Raw genomic sequence first — 16,643 nt, 5'->3', positions numbered from 1 at the left:
GGCCCGCGGGCTCCGGAACACGTTGAGGCAACGAAGTCTTCTTGCTCATTCCGTTGGAGTGCACTAATGAACAAAAAACTATTGGGTGCCGCCGCCCTCGTGCTGGCGACACTGCTGTTCAATCCTGCGTGGGCGCAAGAAGAGGCCCCGGCAGTTGATCGGACAGCGACGGGGGGTGCCCAGACCCTCGAAGATATAATGCGCCGTCAGGAGCAGTTGAAACTGGACGAGAGTTTCCGCTCCGAGAACCTGGGTAATCCGGCCAATGCGGCGCCGATCAGCGATCAACTTGGAACCCTGGGCGGCGTCTCAGATACCGACGTCTGGCGTTCTATTCGCTATAACAAGATTGACCCCACCGTTCAGTCCCCCGGCCCCGCCAATGGCGTTATGATCCAGGATGAAGGTATTGCCTGGTACAAGTTGCGGGAAGGACCGGTCATCACCTACGGCGGCAGTGCCCTGTTGGGCATCATCGTATTACTCGTGGTGTTCTACTTTGTTCGCGGCAGAATCATGATCGATGGCGGCCCAGCGGGCACGACCATTGAACGGTTCAAAGCCATCGAGCGCTTTGGCCACTGGTTGCTCGCCGGTTCGTTTATCGCGCTGGGTATAACGGGACTGGTCACCTTGATGGGACGCAGCTTCCTGATTCCCCTGATTGGGCTCGACGCTTTTTCCATCCTCGCAACCGGTTCCAAGTGGCTCCACAACAATGTTGCCTGGGCGTTTATGCTCGGCCTGGTCATGACATTTGTCATGTGGGTTGCACACAACATTCCCAATAAGCTGGATTGGCAGTGGCTGAGGGCAGGGGGAGGTATCTTTACCAAGAGCCACCCCTCCGCAAAAAAATTCAACGCCGGTCAGAAAATCATCTTCTGGACCGTGATGGTGTTGGGCGTGTCCGCCTCCCTTTCCGGACTGTCGCTGCTGTTCCCATTTCAACTACCCATGTTTGCCGACACCTTCGGTGTCATCAACAGCGTCCTGGGCACCAGTCTCCCGACTGACCTGGCACCACATGAAGAGATGCAATATGCCAACATTTGGCACTCGATTGTGGCATTCGTGATGACGGTGGCCATCATCGCCCACATCTACATCGGCTCGGTCGGTATGGAGGGTGCGTTTGATGCCATGGGTAACGGCCAGGTCGATCTGGAGTGGGCCCGCCAGCATCACGATCTCTGGGTGGCCGAGGTCGAAGACAAACAGGGCAAAGGAGGGTCATCATGAAGGTTATGATTTCCGCATTTGTCGCAGCATTGGTCATTGCCTCTCTGGCACCGGTTGTTCTGAACCAGTTCGGCTGGTCCTCGGCAGAACTGACCAGCAGTGAGAGCGTGCGTCTTGACTGATCAGTCCGAGGTATACCAGATCGATGCCATCGGTCTGGTATGCCCTCTCCCGATTCTGCGATTCAAAAAACGTACCCAGGGCTTGCCCAGCGGTACGCTGGTCGAGTTTCTGGCCGACGACCCCAGTGGCCGCAAGGATATGCAGGCGCTTTGCGAGATAACTGGTCACCGGATTGAATGGATTCGCGAGGAGGAGGCGGGTGTTCTCCGTTATCGGATCTGTTTGGCATAGTTTGCTTTCGGGAAATTTTTTAGCCAGCCGGTCAAGCAGCTTCGGGTATCCCTGGGGGCCACCTCAATCCAGCTTAACCGGCAAGCTCCGAAAGTGTTAAGGGACACTAGCGGAAAGGCAGTTATTGAAACGGAGAAACTGCCGATAAAGCTGTGGCTGGAAGAGAAGGCGCTGGAGCAGGCGCGAGATCGTGCAAATTTTCCATTTGCCTTCAAGCACATGGCCATTCATCCTGAGCGGGAGGAGTATGGCTGATGCGCCTCGTTTCCTTTCACCATCAACGGCATTTGTGTCCGCCCCATCCGTTGAAGATGCAGGTCAAGGCCCATCGCCCGCTGGTGATCGATCTGCATCGGCCTTCGCTATCTCGCTATCATCTCAGTTGAAACTCAATGCGCTGTTGGGCCCAGCGCAGGCCTTCGGCTGGCTCAAAGCGCCAGCCGGCGATGGCCTGACGTGTCGCCTGTTCGAACACCTTGCGAGGGCGTGCTTCAAGCACCTTGATGCTTCCGGCATCGACGCTGCCGTCGGCGCGAATCAGAAAGCGCACCGTCACATGGCCTTCCAGACTGCGGCGCCGGGCTAGTGAGGGATACAGCGGCGGTACGCGATGCGTCGGCCGGGCCGAGCTACCCACGTCTACCGGCTCCTGGGAAGCCGCGGGCATCTCGGGCGGGCCGGATGCTGCCCGGACCGTCGGCGACGGGGCTACCGGCGAAGGCGCGGGCTCAGCGGCGGGCTGGGAATCAGGCGGGGATTTGAGCGATGGCTGCGGCCTGGCCTCAGGCTTGGGTTCGGGTTCGGGTTCGGGTTCGGGTTCGGGTTCGGGTTCGGGTTCGGGTTCGCGTTCGGGTTCCGGCTTGGGTTCAGGCTTGGGTTCAGACTTGGGTTCAGGCTTGGGTTCGGGATCCTGCACGGCCAGACGACTGTCGGGCAGCGCCACCGGCGTGGGGTCGGCGGGCGCCTCCGGTAAGGGTTCGGCCGCAGGCGGCGGCGCAGCGGCGATGCCCGGCGCCTCGACGAGACGCAGGCTCATGGCCATCTTTTCCACCTCGATGTCGGGTTCGGGCGGGGCGACCAGCAGCGCCAGCAGCCAGAACAGCAGCAAAGCCAGCGCGCCCCCCGCCAGCAGGGAGAGGCCTACCCGGATCATGGACCGCTCCGGCTCGTGGCCACCGCCACGTCCTCGACGTTGGCCTGACGAAGACGGTCCATCACCTCCACCAGCAGGCCAGTGGTGGACGCCCGGTCGGCCTGGATCACCACTCCGCCCTCGCCGCTGATCAGCGCGGCGACGCGCTCACCCACCCGGTGGGCGTCCACGGCCTCGCCGTCCACCCAGACGGCCCCCTCCGCGGTAAGCGCTACCATTACCTGGGCGTTCGGTCGCGGCGCGGCGGTGCTGGACTCGGGGCGCTCGATCTCTACCCCGCTCTCCTTGATAAAGCTGGTGGTGACGATGAAGAAGATCAGCATGATGAAGATCACATCCAGCATCGGCGTCAGGTTGATCTCGCCGTTATCGTCGCTATCGCTGCCGAGCCGGCGCCTACGCATGACTCTTCTCCGCGGCGCGGGCCAGGCGATCGTGCAGTCGCTGGCCCTCCCATCGAGTAATGTTTTCCAGGCGGCTGGTGAACAGCAGCCCCACCACCGCCACCGCCATGGCGCTCAGGGTGGGCAGGATCGCTCTCGCCACGCCGTCGGCCATGGCCCGAGCCTGGCTGGTCTCGCCGGCGGCCAGACCGTCGAAGACGGTGATCATGCCGGTGACCGTGCCCAGCAGCCCCAGCAGTGGACAGAGCGCCACCAGAAGCTTTAGCCAGGGCAGCGGCCGACGCAGCCGACCGACCAGTTCCCGGACCCAGACCTCACGAAGGGTTCGGGCACTCCAGCTCTGCTGATCAGCCCGGGCCGACCAGCGTCGAACCAGGCGGCGCCGTGCCCGACGGTAGACGATGTGAAAGAACCACACCCGCTCTAGGGCCAGACCGAAGAGCAGCACGGCCACCAGAGCAATCCCCACCAGCACCGCCCCGCCCGCCTCGGCGAGCCGCTGCAGGGGCTCAAGCCAGGGCGGCATGATGGCTCCTCTGCTCGGTGTTCTTGCTCGGCGACGACGCCCGCGCCTCCAGATGCTGCGCCAGAGCCGCACAGGCCTCTCCCTCAACAATGCCGACTAGCTGCCGGCTGCGCGAAGCGAGCGCCGTATGGGCGAACAGCAGGGGTACGGCGGTGACCAGCCCCAGAACGGTGGTGACCAGCGCCTGGCTGATGCCACCTGCCATCAGCTGCGGGTTACCGGTGCCGAATACGGTGATGGACTGGAAGGTGACGATCATCCCGGTCACCGTACCCAGCAGCCCCAGCAACGGGGCCACGGCGGCCAGCAGCTTGATCAACGCCTGGCCGCGCTCAAGCTTGGGCTGCTCGGCCAGTATCGCCTCGTCAAGGCGCGCCTCCAGGGCCTCGGGGGCGTGGCCGTCGTCCAAGATACGGAAGCGACCCAATACCCGGCCGAGGGGATTATCGTCGCGCAGCCGGTCGAGCTCACGCCGCTGGCGGCGCACCGCCAAGGTCACCCGCAGCAAGTAGCCGTACTGGGCCAGTGCGGCCAATAGTCCCAGGGTACCAAGGGCCACCACCACATAGCCGACGGCGCCGCCCTGCTGAAAGCGCTCTGCCAGTCTTGGGCGTTGAGCCAGGGCGGCAATCACCTGACCGCGGGTCGGATCCAGCACCAGGACAGGACTTTCACCGGCCTGGAAGGCGGCCAGTCTCTTGCTGACCGGCGGCGGAGTATACTGCGCTACCGCCAGGATGCCGTTACCGGCCCCGCGGCGCAGCAGTTGCCCCTCGGAAAAGGCCGCCATGTCGCCCAGGCGCACCACCTTGCGCCGGGTCACCGCGCCGTCAGCCCCGGCCACTGGCGCCTCAACAACAGCAACTCGTCCGCTCTCGACGGTCAGCGCCAGCAGGCTGTCGGCCAGCCCCTCGACATGGGTAAGCTCAAGCACCTTAACATCGTTGAGGCGTGGAGGCGGCATCGCGCCGCCCACCGTCAGCCAGCTGTCGGCCAGGCCATCGCGCAGCTCACCGCTGTAGCTCTGCAGGGTCGATAGCAGCGCGGACAGCGCCTGGCCCTGTTCCTTCTCACGGCGTGCTTCGAGGACCGCCTCCCGCGCCTCGAGCGCCTCGCGACGGGTCTCGAGGTCAGCGCGGCGTCGGAGTGCGTCGTCCCGGGCCTCGCGCGCCTCGAACAGCGCCTGCTCGAGGGCCCCACGATCCTCGACCAGAACCATCAGACGGGCGTGATCCCGGGCCTCCGCAGCCTCGCGCTCGACGCGCAGTGTGGTCAGTGCCTCAGGCGGGGCTGCGGCCAGGGGAGCGGCGAACACCAGCAGAGCCAGCAGCAGGGAGAGGCTCTGGCTCATAAACGCTTCTCTTCAGCGGCTGCCAGCGGCTCAAGGAGACGAGACACCGGCAGCTTCAGCAGCTCTGGGGCGCGCTGATCGCGGGCGATGCGCAGCCCTTTGCGGACCTCTGCCCGCTCGCCGTCCTCCAGCGCCTGCCAGCGGGCACTGTTCACCCGCCAGACGGCCCCCTGGCGACCATCGGGCGTCAGGTAGTAGAGCCCGATCCGCCCCAGGCGCAGGAAGTCCACCTCGCGCCGGGTTTCGTCCTCGCTCAGATAGCCGCGCCAGGCATCCAGCTCGCGCCCGTAGGCAAGCTCGCTGCGCCAGGCTGACAGCAGCCGCTCCAGACGCTCGGTGGTCGGCAGAGCGCCGTCGTCGAGGCTGGCCACCCGCGCCCGACGCTCCTCGAGCAGAAACGGCAGATCCTGGTCGATCCAGCGCTGCAGACGCGCCTGCAGGCCACGGTTCAGGGCCGGCAGGGCCGCCCGCGTTTCGTCCAAGCCGTCCAATGCCGCTTCGCGCTGGCCCAGCGATGCCTCAAGCTCCGCCAGACGCGGGGCCAGCGCGGCGCAGTAATCCTCGATCCGACGGGTTTCGGCCTCTATCCGTCGCAGCTCGTTCAGTAGTTCGCGGGTCTCGCCGTCGGCCTCGTCGATGCGCGCCTGCAGCTCGGCCTGGGTACGCTGGGCCTCACTGGCCTCCTCGAGCGGCTGCTCCGCGCCCACCCAGGACGCAGATAGCAGCCACAGGGTCAGCCCTGCTACCAGCAAATGGCGAAACCTTTCCACGACCTGACTCCCTCGTTTTCCAAGAACGGTGATTGCAAAACTGTAGCGTCAAAATAGACTCCGGTTGCTGCATAAACGCCAGTACAGGAGTTCATGCAGCATTCGGCCAGGAAGGGCGCCATGAAGACGCCATCATGACATGCTAGCCTGTATCCTTAACCGCCTTCGTGGCTAGCAATGGTCTGGCTGAGGACGGCCTGCTGCTCTGGTGTGAGTTTGACATAGAATTTCTCCAATGCATCGGCCATGGTCCGCATCATGCCTACACGGTTCTCCATCATCCGGGCTTTGTCGCGCAGAATCTCCGGGGCTGGCCTTTCAACGTCGGCGGCGGGCTGGGAAGACATGCGGGCCCTCATCATTTCGCCTCGTCTCTGCTGAAGCGTCTCCATGAACTCCGCCAGCGCGGTTTCCTGATCTGATGTCAAGTCCAGCGTGTCGCCGAGATTCATGAATGCCTGCATGGGGGAATTACCACCGGCCCCCGGACCTCCCTGACAGGACCCGGCTGGCCCGCTCCCGGGACCCATGGCCCAGGCGGAAGTGACCGTTACACCGACGGCAAGAAATGATGCGAGAACCAAATTGCTGTACTTCATGAAAATCTCCTTGGATAGCATGTAATAAGTGGAACGAATGTTGACATTGGCATGAAAGCATGAGCCTCTATTTTGCGGCCCAAGATCCATCGTTTACATCAGAAGCCTCAGAATCTCGCCCTATAGCCCGTGTATAGATAACGCGAGCCCGGGTCATAGGGGGATCCACCCGCCTCCATGTTCTCTGGAACCTCCTTATCGAATAGATTATTGATTCCCAGGAAAAGGCTATGGGGTTTCGCGATTTGGTAGTCGAGGCGGAAGTCAAAACTGGTGAAGTCGCTGTAATAGGGTGTCTCAGCCATGGTGATGCCATCGAAGCCAAAATAGTCCTGAGTATGATTCATGCGCAGGCGATATGTTGCCTTTTCGATACGAACGCTTGCATCCAACTTAATAGCGAGATCGGCACGGTGGGTCAGAGGCTCATCCGTTTTTTCATCCTTGGCATCGAGGTATTCCACTGATCCATTGAGTCGCCAGGTTCCTCCAGGGCGGTACTGCCAAGTGAATTCAACCCCATCTATCTCAGCTTCATCTATGTTGCGGTAAGACTCGATCGTGGGATTGGTCTGAATAAAATATTTCTCGATCAGGTCTTCAGCTTTGGTGCGGAAGACCACCACCTCTACCTGACCCTTTTTGAAGCGCCGCGCCAGTGCCATCTCCAGGGTGCGCGAGGTCTCTGCATCCAGACCAGAGTTACCGACTCTGCGTTTTCTGGCCAGTGTATAATCGGCATAGAGCTCCATCATGGAGGGCGCGCGAAACGCCTCGCCGTAGCCCCCGCGCAGGGTCCAGGGACCAGGGCGCCAGGCCAGCGAGATGTTAGGGCTGGTGGCGCTCCCGAAATCGCTGTACTCGTCGTAGCGCGCGCCTGCTGTCAGTTTCACCTTCGGCACGATGTCCCACTGGTCCTGCAGGAAGAGGCTGTTCACGTCACGACTCTCTTCACCGTTGATGGCGGTGGAATCGAACTCCTCGCCCAGGAATCCATAGCCCAGAGTCATCGTGTGGCTCGATACTGGCCAGAAGGTATACTGCGCCTGCAGTTCATCCGTGGTGGAGGTGGTATCGTCTTGAACTCCTGTGCCCTTGTCGGAGGTAGAATCGGCAGAGCCATGGCCGGCTGAGAGGTCGGTGACGCCGCCGCCCATGATGCCCTCATATCCCAGAGAAAGATGGTAGCGATCTTCGGTCTCGATCATGGTAACGGGATCCTCCTTCGGATCGAGTCCGATACCCTCATCGTCCTGTTCGGCGTACTCGGCGCTCCAGCGCAGCTGATCCGTATCATTCAGTTCAAACTGCCCGCGGTATGAGACGTTTCTGCGCTCTTCACTGCGCTTGTCGGTATCCAGCTGAGACTTGTCTGTGCGGTAGTCGCCCCGCGAACGAGTCTCGAAACTGAGCCGGTGCCCCTGCCTGTTATCGCCCCAGTTGAGATAGCCGCCCGCAATGCCCGTCTCACGCTGCCCATCATCTGTAGCGCCGCCGGTTACATCGAATCCATAGTGGAGACCATCCTGTGGTTTGGAGGTGATAATGTTGATGACACCCCCCATGGCGTCTGATCCGTAGAGGGCCGACATGGGACCACGCACGATCTCGATGCGTTCGATATCCTCTACCTGGATATTGGTGATGACGTTCCCCGAAGCCTTGTCAGTGCGCCGAAGCCCATCCACAAGAATCAGCGTATGCTCTTTGTTCATGCCCCGTAGCGAGATGCGAGTTTCATTGCCTCGCTCTGCCACATCGACTCCGGTGGCGGCCTCCAGGATTTCACTGACGCTGTTCCCCGAATATGACTCGATCTTCTCACGATCAATGACTTCGACCGAGGCGCTGACATCCTCCACGGCTTGCTCGGTCCGGGTCGCGGTTACGATGATGGTGGACAGATCTTCAGAGTCCTGCGAATGCGCTATTCCGCTGAAGAAAAAGATAGTGAGGGCAAGCGCTGGGTATCCCGTTGTTTTCATTTCTGACATGCCGACGGTGCCTCAGGCGAGGAGAGTTTAATGGAAATGGAGACATGTAAATCTCCCGCATATGCTGTCCGCTGCGGGCGATTATTGCGGGACCATAGCATAGCCATCGTCATATTTTTTTGACTTGCCCTGTGGCAGATTGTCGCAAGTCAGCCGAGCCCACAGGGGATTCCCCCCCAAGTCAACCAGCCAGCTCTTGTATCGGAACAACGCCCGTCAAGGCGCTACGCCCCACAATATGCGGGGGGTTTTAAATACCGAAATCCCGGCCACTTCTCACAAATACGGCGGCTTGCCCCAGCTGCAGCCCGCTCAGCCTGCCACTGCTCCAGTGTCTGCGCGGCTTTTCCTCCCTCAAGCGATCCCACCACTTCAAAAAAGTCACTACGCAGTTCATCGTCCAGCACCTGATTCCGGGGTTTGCTGCGCACCACGTAAACCATCCGCGGGTTCTGGTGATCAACCGCACGCCATTGCTGGCGGTCCTTCAGCAAGGTGTACTCATGTCCTTCCAGGGCGTTGTCGAAATAACGACTTCCAGGATGGTGGCACCGACAGCCTGGGCGATGCCAAGTGTGATGTTGGGCAGGACAATCTGAACTTTGACTTTCAAGCCTATTCCAAAGGCTACGTGCAGCGCCCGAACCAGATCATCACCGTACGGAACCAGCACCAGCACGTCCGCGTTGCTCGCTTCAGCAGCTTCCAAAGCCTCTCTGAAATCCCGGATGAGTGCTCTCGGGAAGGGCGTCAGGGTGCTTCTTGGTGTCGGTGGTGGCATTGGCGGAGGTGGTGGTTCCGAAATACGGGCGACCCAGCTTCTTCGCCACCTTGCCTGAGGCAATGGTCACAGCACTGGAGGCGCCTCCGAAGACAATGTCCACGTTCTCCTCGAGGATCAGCTCTTCCGTATTAGTAGCGCCCCTTTCGGGCTCACCGGCCGTATTGCCAATGACCAGCTCAACCTTCCTACCAAGGATACCGCCAGCCTCCTTGACTTCATCCAGCGCGAGGAAGGCTGCGAGCCTTTGCTGCAAACCGAGATTCTTGTTACGGCCGGATTCCGGATAGTTGAAGCCAAGCCGGATGAATTCAGCCATAAGCGGGAAACTGCAAAGAAACAGGATTAAACCTGCGAGCAGGGTGGCTCTCCTTTTCATTGAAATAGTCTTCTGATTTGTCTTGTATTTTTGGCGACGAAACTATACCCGCATTTGAAAACCTGAACGGACGTTCAATGTAAAAAGAGCAGTATTTTCGTTACTGACTGTATCCCCAGACTCCATATTCATCTTAGCGTTTCTATTTGACTCCCCAACTTCCCCACACTCGTGTACCATCCGCCACTGTACAAACATACAGACCCATAAAGACTGCGAGGAAATCTCATGGCAGTACAAGCACTCTACTACTCGGATAAGGACGGCCTGGAAATGGCGCTGAAGAATCCCGACACGATGCTTTTTCAATCCAAAGCCGAAGCGGACGCCCGCGATAAGATCCTGGAACTGGCCGAGAACATCCAGATGTTCCTGGAGCGCAAGGTCGAGGGGCTGGGAGAAGACCTGGCCGAACAATGCGCCATGGCCATTGCCGAAGAGAAGGACCTGTTCCAGAAGGCCCTGAAGAAGCCGCAGTTGCTGAATGCAGAAGCAGCCGGGGAAATCGGCGAGTAAGCTCCCACCGTTACATCATGCGGCGTTGCCGGTTCGCCATTTACACGACCGTAACGCCGTTATTCTCCCTTCCCACCCTGTATTCTGGCTACACTATCGGAAACTCCTCCGGAATCTCTTTTCATTCATGAATAGTCGCTTTCTTTTCCTGTTGCTGTGCTCTCTGGCCTTCTGGACCAGCGGGGTTGCCGCCCAACAGGTGGTCACCGCTGCACTGGACGACCTGCTTCCCCCGGTACAGACCCAGACCGAACAACAGCCGCCGGTGCAAGAGGAAGAAAGCAAGGACGGGGAGGATAAGGCAGATGGCAAGAATGCTGCCGAAGAAGAGAATAAGGAACCCGAACCCTCCCCCACTCCAGTCAAGCCCGAGATCGAAGCACTGGAAGAGCCGCTGGAAAGCCAGCTGCCGGCGCCAGAGACCGAAGACATCCGCCAGCAGATCCAAAAGCTGGAGGAAGCACTGAATACCCGCCAGCAGGCACTGGGCACCAGCCAGGAACGGCTGGAATTTGCCGGGTCGTTGCTCAAGCGCCTGGACAACGAATACGAAAGTTTCCAGCTGAGGCTGGAACGGGCCGGGCTGAATCTCACCGATGATTACGCCAACCTGCTGCGCCAGCGACTGGAACGACTGCGCATCCAGACGATTGCCGCCGGCCTCACCCAGGGCATCAGCGCCCAGCTCTCCGCAGCCCGCGAAGAACAGTTGCGGCTGGAAGAGTTCGAGGCGGTGATCAACCCCACCGACGACATCCGTGGTCAGTTGGAAGTACGGCGCTCCCAGCTGCTCCGACAATTACACGGTGTGGTTACCGAGCACATTGAAGTGCTGAACGATTATTACAATACCGTCGCAGAGCTTAAGACCCGTTTGGAGGCCTACAAGGAGCTGCTGCAGCAGCGCCTGTTCTGGCTCCCAAGTACCGAAGCCATGGGTCTGGATACCTTCGGAAAGCTGTTCGAAGGTGTCCGGTGGCTGGTGTCGGGGCTGCAATGGACCTCACTCCGGGATGGCATCAAGGCCTCTTTTGAAGAACACTGGCCCGAAATCACCCTGCTTGCAGGCCTGCTGATCTTCCTGTCTGCCCGACGCAGGGCATTTCGCCGGGCGCTGGCCGAGTCGGGAGAGGACGTCGGCGACGTCGGCAAGGACCAATGGAACCTGACCCTCTACGCCAGCCTTCTCAGCCTGATGCGGGCCCTGCCTGCAGTGATTGCCCTGGGCATCGCTTCACTGCTGCTGGACGAGGGCAACGAGTTCCTGCACGCATTATCCCGGGGCCTCTCCAACGCCGCATTTACCATGCTGCTGTTACGAAGCGTCTATACCGTTGCCTATCCCGATGGTCTGGGTGAGCGACATTTCAAGTGGAATCCGAACACCTTGCAGGCTCTTCGCACGCAGATTCCGTTGCTGCTCTGGATCCTGACGCCCATCGTCATCATCATGCCTGCCATGGCATTGCCCGAGGGGTCAGCCTACAGCGACAGCCTCGGCCGCACCCTCTTCGCCATCGTCTCCCTGGCACTGGCGTGGTTTGCCCACAAGTTCATGTCCGCTGTGCGCCAGGATCAACCAAGTCGACGGGCGCTAAAGATGCTGCATGTCGTTGCCGTTGCGGTACCTCCCATGCTTGCGGTGCTCTCGGCCTGGGGCTACCACTACAGTGCCGTTCGCCTTGAAGGCCTGATGTTCATGAGCATCTGCTGGCTCGCCTTTGTCATTCTGCTGCATTATCTCGGCTTGCGCGGCCTGACCGTCCGGGAACGGCGTATGGCCCTGGTACGACGCCTAGAAGAGCGTGAAGCCGAACGCAAATTGGCCGAAGCCCGTGAAGCCGCGGAATCCACCGGGGAGGCCGTGCCGGCAAGCTACGAATCACCACGGCAGGACATGAATGCCATCAGCCAGCAAAGCGAAACCCTTCTACGCACCCTGTCCCTGGTGGTTGTCGGCATCGGCCTCTGGATGCTGTGGGACGATGTGTTCCCCGCCCTGGGCATCTTTGAAGCCATCACCCTCTGGAGCATCGACACCGGCGTCAAAGGTGAAGCTCCGGTACCCATCAACCTGGGTGACCTGATGCTCGCGTTTGCGGTCGGGGCAGGCACCCTACTGGCCGCACGCAACCTCCCGGGCACCCTGGAAGTGATGTTCCTGAGCCGGCTGCGCCTGGAACCGGGTGTGGGTTACGCCATCACCACCATGGCCACCTACATCATTGTCTTTATCGGCATCATCGCCGCGCTGGGGGTACTGGGATTGCAGTGGTCGAAACTGCAGTGGCTGGTAGCGGCCCTGGGGGTGGGCCTGGGCTTTGGCCTGCAGGAAATCGTGGCCAACTTCGTTTCGGGCCTGATCCTGTTGTTCGAGCGGCCGATCCGTGTCGGCGATACAGTCTCCATTGACGGTATCACCGGTACCGTATCCCGGATCCGTATCCGGGCGACCACCCTGGTGGATTGGGATCGCAAGGAACAGATCATTCCCAACAAGACTTTTGTCACCCAGGACCTGACCAACTGGACCCTGACCGACGCCATTACCCGGGTCATCGTCCGGGTTGGCGTCGCCTACGGTTCCGACGTGGACAAGGTTCAGGAGCTGCTGTTCCGGATTGCCACTGACAACGAGCGTGTAGTGAACGATCCGGCACCGGCGGTATTCTGCGTCGGCCTCGGCGACAGCAGCGTGAACTTCGAGATCCGGGTGTTCGTGCGGGACATCAACGACATCATGGCCCTGTCTCACGAGCTGCACGCGACCATCACCCGGTCGCTAAGGGAAGCGGGGATCGAGATTCCCTTTCCGCAACGGGACATTCACATTCGCACCGCTACGGATTCATCCCCGGGCAACACGGGCGATACACAAAGGGAGCAGGCGAATGATCCGGAATGAGACTCAGGGGAACGTCATTTACCGGATCTTTACACCGGTTGACGACATCCCGCTTACCGCTTTGAGAAAATAGCGGGTAACAACGTTATCGCCGGGGGTCGGGATGAACAGAACCGCAACAGTACTCGCAGGCCTTGCCGCTGTCTTACTGTCAGGCTGCAAGGTGACGATGTCCGAAGGATTCGATGACGAACCCGATCGGGATTCCTTTTCTTCGGGATTCTTCCTCTATATCAGTAATACCGGCGAGGACTTCCCGGACGATTCCTGGAGCCTGAACACGGCGGGCGAGGTCTGTATTGACGATACCCTGTACTTTGAAACCGACAGCGGCCGGGTCCGGGTCTACGGCTCATCCGCATACAGCGAGACCGACTTCCGCGCGGCGGCAACCGAACTGGAGCGGCGCATTGATGGTGTGCTGAGCCGGTTCCAGCTACGCTGGCCAGAATTTGCAGAGGACCGGAGCACGGCTGTCCGCTACCCGGACCATCTGATCGGCTGTCTCAGCCCGACCCTGTCCCGAACCGAGTTTGCGTCGGCATCGGTTGCGGCCGTCAGCATCATGCCCTATGCCAGCCAGTGGCCATACGACACCGACCGGATCATTACCCATGAACTGGCCCACTACGTGCAGGAAAACCTGAGCCGTTATCAGGCGAGGGAGTCGCTCCTGCCCCTGTGGTTTGCCGAGGGCCAGGCATCGGTGGTGGCAGGCGAGCCCATTGCGCCGGTCTACCAGCACCATGATTATGACCCGCTGCTGGATGTCACAGTCTATGACGCCACCACCGCCGACTACCGCTTCGAACACTACGCCCTGGCCTACCACTATCTGGAAGAGGCCAACGGCCAACTCACCCTGACGGTACTGCTGGACCTTATCCAGTTCGCGGACTGGGAGGGTCTGGACGGCACCACCTATTCCGGCGAATCCGAAGCCTTCGTCGAAGCCTTCAATACTGCCGGGCTGGTGGACCACCGGAACCGTTACCTAAGCCTGGATCGCTTCAAAACCGAATACCACCAGTTGCTCAATGACAGCTATTGACGTGCGCCTCAGACGTAAAGCGACTCGATCACATCGATGTACTTTTCGTAGATGTTGCTGCGACGCACCTTCATGGTCGCCGTTACTTCATCGTCGTCGTGATCCAGTTCCTTGGTCAGCAGGTGGAAGCGCTTGATCTGCGCCACCTGGGGCAGCTGGTCATTACCCTTCTCGATTTCGGCGCGGATGAGGTCATTGACCTGCTCGTGCTCGGCCAGGCTGCGGAAGGTGGTGTAGGGAATCCGCTCCTGCTCCGCCCACTTGGCCACGGTCTCGAAATCGATCTGGATCAGGGCCGAGACGTACTTGCGCGCCTCCCCGACCACGATGCACTCCTTGATATAAGGACTGGCCTTGATGGTGTTCTCGATCTCGGTAGGCGAGAGGTTCTTGCCCCCGGCGGTGATCATGATGTCTTTCAGACGGTCGACAATCCTCAGCTGGCCGTCACACCACTCCCCCACATCGCCGGTATGCAGCCAGCCGTCCCTCCGGGTCGACGCCGTGGCCTCATCATTCTTGTAATAGCCCTTGAACATGCTGCCACCACGCATAAGGATTTCGTCCTGTTCCCCCAGCTTGACCTCGACACCCCTGATCGCCACACCGACGGTGCCGAGCCGGATGTCGCCCAGGGGCTGGGCGGTGGCAACGCCAGTGCTCTCCGTCTGACCATAGACCTCCACCAGGGGAATGCCGATGGTCCGGAAGAACGACAGGATGCCGGTGGAAATCGGCGCTGCCCCGGTCAGCGCGATATGGCAGCGGCGCAGGCCGATGTAGTTCTGCAAGGCCCGGAAGATCAGCCAGTAGCTCAAGCCGTAGACCAGTTTTTCCTTCAGGGTCCATTGCACGCGGTTTTTGGTGGCCATCGGCTCACACACCCGCATTGCCCAACGGAACAGGGCCTGGCGTAGACGGCCGGTCTCCTGGATCTTGATGTAGATAGCCGAGTGCAGTTTCTCCCAGATCCTGGGCACGCCCAGGAAGAAACTCGGAGCGATTTCGCGGAGATCCTCCTGCACGGTCCGCAGGCTTTCCCCGAAACTTACGGTGCTGCCCACATACATCGGCGCAATGTTTGTCAGTGCCTGTTCGGCCACGTGGCAAAGGGGCAAGTAGGACAGGCTGGACGCGTGCCGGTCGACACCCAGCAGCTCGATCAACCCCGGCGCCGCCGCGTGCAGGTTGCCCCAACTGATCATGGCGCCCTTGGGTCGCCCGGTGGAGCCCGAGGTGTAGATCATCAGTGCGGTATCGTCCATGGTCTGGCTGACGAGCATTTGGTCAATCAGATCCGGGTGTTGGGTTTCATACTCACGGCCCATGACTTCCACGGCTTCGAAGGCCGTGGGTGGGGCCGGATAGTTGCGCAGGCCCTTCATATCGATGGTAATGCAATGCTTCAGGTGCGGTAGCTGTCCCCAGGCCTCGATCACCTTGTCGGTCTGTTCCTGGTCCTCACACACCACGACTTCGGCATCGCTGTGCTCCAGCACGTAGGCCACTTCGTTCCAGGGGCTGGTGGGGTAGACACCGACACAGATGCCGTTCACCAGGCCGATGCCCATCTGGGCAATCACCCACTCCACCCGGTTTTCCGAGATGATCGCCACGTGACCACCCTCGGACAATCCCAAGGCTCGCAGCCCCAGTCCGAAGTGACAGGCGCGCTGGTAGTAGTCCTGCCAGGTATAGGCCTGCCAGATTCCGAAATCCTTCTGGCGCAACGCCAGATGATCGGCCCGGTCCCTGGCATGGGCCCGCAACATCTGTGGAAGGGTGAGTTCAGGCACTGCCAGTGTTGTCATGAGAGCCACCGCTTACGACGTTTGTAATGCTTGATATCCCGGTAACTGCGGGTTTCACCTTCGGCGCCGCCCACCCCGAGGTAGAACTCCTGAACATCCTCGTTAGCGGTGAGCTTTTCCGTCGGCCCATCAATCACGATCTTGCCGTTTTCCATGATGTAGCCATAGGAAGCGATGGCCAGGGAAACGGCCGCGTTCTGTTCCACCAGCAGGATGGCGGTGCCCTGTTCCCGGTTGATCCGGGCAACGATGGTGAAGATTTCTTCTACCAGCAGTGGTGCCAACCCCAGCGAGGGTTCATCGAGCATGATCAGATCCGGCTGGGCAATCAATGCCCGACCCAGGGCCAGCATCTGCTGTTCACCACCGGAAAGATAACCGGCCAACTGCTTGCGCCGTTCCTTGAGGCGGGGGAAATAATTGTAGACCAGCTCGTAGCTGTCACTCAGGGACGGTCTTCGACCGGAAAGCGCATAGGTGGCGGCAATCAGATTCTCCTCCACCGTCAGGTCCTCGAAAACCCGCCGCCCTTCCATAACGTGAAACAGGCCATTGCGCACCAGCTTCTCGGGGGGTACGCCCTTCACGCCCTTGCCCCGAAAGCGGACTTCACCCGCCGTTACTTCGCCGTCTTCGAGGGACAGCAGGCCGGAAACGCTTTTCAGTGTGGTGGATTTGCCGGCGCCGTTGGAGCCGAGGAGCGCCACAATGGCGCCCTTCGGAACCCGCAGAGACAGGCCCCGGAGGACCTGCACCGCCTTGTTGTAGACCACCTCGATGTTGTCAATTTCCAGTAAGGCTTCCATA

General features: G+C 60.3%; 18 protein-coding genes. 6 read left to right on the top strand and 12 right to left on the bottom strand.

The genetic code is table 11. The features are described 5' to 3' along the window. The first annotated feature begins 66 nt into the window (after positions 1–66). From R6W86_RS12460 to R6W86_RS12450, 3 genes are read left to right on the top strand one after another with little or no spacing between them, the layout of a single operon-like run. Complete coding sequence (locus R6W86_RS12460) at positions 67–1,242, top strand: formate dehydrogenase subunit gamma (protein WP_410329686.1); 1,176 nt, start codon at positions 67–69, stop codon at positions 1,240–1,242. Continuing rightward, positions 1,239–1,364, top strand: a complete 126-nt coding sequence (locus R6W86_RS12455; protein ID WP_410329685.1) for a hypothetical protein — start codon at positions 1,239–1,241, stop codon at positions 1,362–1,364. The genes R6W86_RS12460 and R6W86_RS12455 overlap by 4 nt, the downstream gene beginning before the upstream one ends. Further along, positions 1,357–1,596 carry a sulfurtransferase TusA family protein gene (locus R6W86_RS12450; protein WP_410329684.1) on the top strand — a complete coding sequence of 80 codons (240 nt, stop codon included), beginning with the start codon at positions 1,357–1,359 and terminating at the stop codon, positions 1,594–1,596. The genes R6W86_RS12455 and R6W86_RS12450 overlap by 8 nt, the downstream gene beginning before the upstream one ends. A 373-nt stretch (positions 1,597–1,969) precedes the next feature. Here the strand turns inward: R6W86_RS12450 and R6W86_RS12445 are convergent, their stop codons facing one another. The 10 genes from R6W86_RS12445 to R6W86_RS12400 all read right to left on the bottom strand — a co-directional run bounded on the left by R6W86_RS12445 (position 1,970) and on the right by R6W86_RS12400 (position 9,493). Continuing rightward, positions 1,970–2,749 (bottom strand): TonB family protein, encoded by a 780-nt coding sequence (locus R6W86_RS12445; RefSeq protein WP_410329683.1) that lies wholly within the window; start codon positions 2,747–2,749, stop codon positions 1,970–1,972. Next, positions 2,746–3,153: an ExbD/TolR family protein gene (locus R6W86_RS12440; RefSeq protein ID WP_410329682.1), complete on the bottom strand. Its 408-nt coding sequence runs from the start codon at positions 3,151–3,153 to the stop codon at positions 2,746–2,748. The genes R6W86_RS12445 and R6W86_RS12440 overlap by 4 nt, the downstream gene beginning before the upstream one ends. Beyond that, a complete protein-coding gene (locus R6W86_RS12435; RefSeq protein ID WP_410329681.1) occupies positions 3,146–3,679 on the bottom strand; it encodes a MotA/TolQ/ExbB proton channel family protein in 534 nt (177 codons plus the stop codon). The genes R6W86_RS12440 and R6W86_RS12435 overlap by 8 nt, the downstream gene beginning before the upstream one ends. Further along, positions 3,663–5,030 (bottom strand): MotA/TolQ/ExbB proton channel family protein, encoded by a 1,368-nt coding sequence (locus R6W86_RS12430; protein WP_410329680.1) that lies wholly within the window; start codon positions 5,028–5,030, stop codon positions 3,663–3,665. The genes R6W86_RS12435 and R6W86_RS12430 overlap by 17 nt, the downstream gene beginning before the upstream one ends. Next, positions 5,027–5,800, bottom strand: coding sequence for a DUF3450 domain-containing protein (locus tag R6W86_RS12425; protein WP_410329679.1), 774 nt, complete (start codon positions 5,798–5,800; stop codon positions 5,027–5,029). Before R6W86_RS12425 ends, R6W86_RS12430 begins: the two co-directional genes overlap by 4 nt. 155 nt (positions 5,801–5,955) lie before the next feature. After that, entirely contained in the window at positions 5,956–6,399 is a 444-nt protein-coding gene (locus R6W86_RS12420) for a Spy/CpxP family protein refolding chaperone (RefSeq protein WP_410329678.1), read from the bottom strand. A gap of 107 nt (positions 6,400–6,506) precedes the next feature. Further along, complete coding sequence (locus R6W86_RS12415; RefSeq protein WP_410329677.1) at positions 6,507–8,393, bottom strand: TonB-dependent receptor plug domain-containing protein; 1,887 nt, start codon at positions 8,391–8,393, stop codon at positions 6,507–6,509. A 224-nt stretch (positions 8,394–8,617) separates the two neighbouring features. Continuing rightward, positions 8,618–8,887 (bottom strand): hypothetical protein, encoded by a 270-nt coding sequence (locus R6W86_RS12410; RefSeq protein ID WP_410329676.1) that lies wholly within the window; start codon positions 8,885–8,887, stop codon positions 8,618–8,620. After that, on the bottom strand, positions 8,881–9,102 hold the full coding sequence (locus tag R6W86_RS12405) for a hypothetical protein (RefSeq protein WP_410329675.1): 222 nt from the start codon (positions 9,100–9,102) through the stop codon (positions 8,881–8,883). Before R6W86_RS12405 ends, R6W86_RS12410 begins: the two co-directional genes overlap by 7 nt. Further along, complete coding sequence (locus tag R6W86_RS12400; RefSeq protein ID WP_410329674.1) at positions 9,089–9,493, bottom strand: ABC transporter substrate-binding protein; 405 nt, start codon at positions 9,491–9,493, stop codon at positions 9,089–9,091. The genes R6W86_RS12405 and R6W86_RS12400 overlap by 14 nt, the downstream gene beginning before the upstream one ends. A gap of 288 nt (positions 9,494–9,781) precedes the next feature. On the opposite strand from R6W86_RS12400, the gene R6W86_RS12395 reads away from it, so the two are divergent. From R6W86_RS12395 to R6W86_RS12385, 3 genes are all read left to right on the top strand, one after another. Then, complete coding sequence (locus R6W86_RS12395) at positions 9,782–10,069, top strand: YebG family protein (RefSeq protein WP_410329673.1); 288 nt, start codon at positions 9,782–9,784, stop codon at positions 10,067–10,069. A 127-nt stretch (positions 10,070–10,196) separates the two neighbouring features. After that, a complete protein-coding gene (locus R6W86_RS12390) occupies positions 10,197–12,974 on the top strand; it encodes a mechanosensitive ion channel domain-containing protein (protein ID WP_410329672.1) in 2,778 nt (925 codons plus the stop codon). A gap of 103 nt (positions 12,975–13,077) precedes the next feature. Next, a complete protein-coding gene (locus R6W86_RS12385; RefSeq protein ID WP_410329671.1) occupies positions 13,078–14,025 on the top strand; it encodes a hypothetical protein in 948 nt (315 codons plus the stop codon). An 8-nt stretch (positions 14,026–14,033) separates the two neighbouring features. Here the strand turns inward: R6W86_RS12385 and R6W86_RS12380 are convergent, their stop codons facing one another. Together R6W86_RS12380 and R6W86_RS12375 are read right to left on the bottom strand one after the other, a co-directional pair. Continuing rightward, positions 14,034–15,836 carry an AMP-dependent synthetase/ligase gene (locus R6W86_RS12380; RefSeq protein ID WP_410329670.1) on the bottom strand — a complete coding sequence of 601 codons (1,803 nt, stop codon included), beginning with the start codon at positions 15,834–15,836 and terminating at the stop codon, positions 14,034–14,036. Further along, positions 15,833–16,642, bottom strand: a complete 810-nt coding sequence (locus tag R6W86_RS12375; RefSeq protein ID WP_410329669.1) for an ABC transporter ATP-binding protein — start codon at positions 16,640–16,642, stop codon at positions 15,833–15,835. Before R6W86_RS12375 ends, R6W86_RS12380 begins: the two co-directional genes overlap by 4 nt. Between the last annotated feature and the right edge of the window lies 1 nt (position 16,643).

The sequence above is a fragment of the Marinobacter sp. genome (assembly GCF_046484525.1).
Lineage (GTDB): Bacteria > Pseudomonadota > Gammaproteobacteria > Pseudomonadales > Oleiphilaceae > Marinobacter.
Note: the sequence above shows the minus strand (reverse complement) of the source record. Positions and strands in the feature narration are given on the sequence as shown.

Coding starts and splice junctions, on each gene's coding strand:
- R6W86_RS12460 (WP_410329686.1), top strand. CDS start 67: ATGAACAAAAAACTATTGGGTGCCGCCGCCCTCGTGCTGGCGACACTG.
- R6W86_RS12455 (WP_410329685.1), top strand. CDS start 1,239: ATGAAGGTTATGATTTCCGCATTTGTCGCAGCATTGGTCATTGCCTCT.
- R6W86_RS12445 (WP_410329683.1), bottom strand. CDS start 2,749: ATGATCCGGGTAGGCCTCTCCCTGCTGGCGGGGGGCGCGCTGGCTTTG.
- R6W86_RS12440 (WP_410329682.1), bottom strand. CDS start 3,153: ATGCGTAGGCGCCGGCTCGGCAGCGATAGCGACGATAACGGCGAGATC.
- R6W86_RS12435 (WP_410329681.1), bottom strand. CDS start 3,679: ATGCCGCCCTGGCTTGAGCCCCTGCAGCGGCTCGCCGAGGCGGGCGGG.
- R6W86_RS12430 (WP_410329680.1), bottom strand. CDS start 5,030: ATGAGCCAGAGCCTCTCCCTGCTGCTGGCTCTGCTGGTGTTCGCCGCT.
- R6W86_RS12420 (WP_410329678.1), bottom strand. CDS start 6,399: ATGAAGTACAGCAATTTGGTTCTCGCATCATTTCTTGCCGTCGGTGTA.
- R6W86_RS12415 (WP_410329677.1), bottom strand. CDS start 8,393: ATGTCAGAAATGAAAACAACGGGATACCCAGCGCTTGCCCTCACTATC.
- R6W86_RS12400 (WP_410329674.1), bottom strand. CDS start 9,493: ATGGCTGAATTCATCCGGCTTGGCTTCAACTATCCGGAATCCGGCCGT.
- R6W86_RS12395 (WP_410329673.1), top strand. CDS start 9,782: ATGGCAGTACAAGCACTCTACTACTCGGATAAGGACGGCCTGGAAATG.
- R6W86_RS12390 (WP_410329672.1), top strand. CDS start 10,197: ATGAATAGTCGCTTTCTTTTCCTGTTGCTGTGCTCTCTGGCCTTCTGG.
- R6W86_RS12385 (WP_410329671.1), top strand. CDS start 13,078: ATGAACAGAACCGCAACAGTACTCGCAGGCCTTGCCGCTGTCTTACTG.
- R6W86_RS12380 (WP_410329670.1), bottom strand. CDS start 15,836: ATGACAACACTGGCAGTGCCTGAACTCACCCTTCCACAGATGTTGCGG.
- R6W86_RS12375 (WP_410329669.1), bottom strand. CDS start 16,642: ATGGAAGCCTTACTGGAAATTGACAACATCGAGGTGGTCTACAACAAG.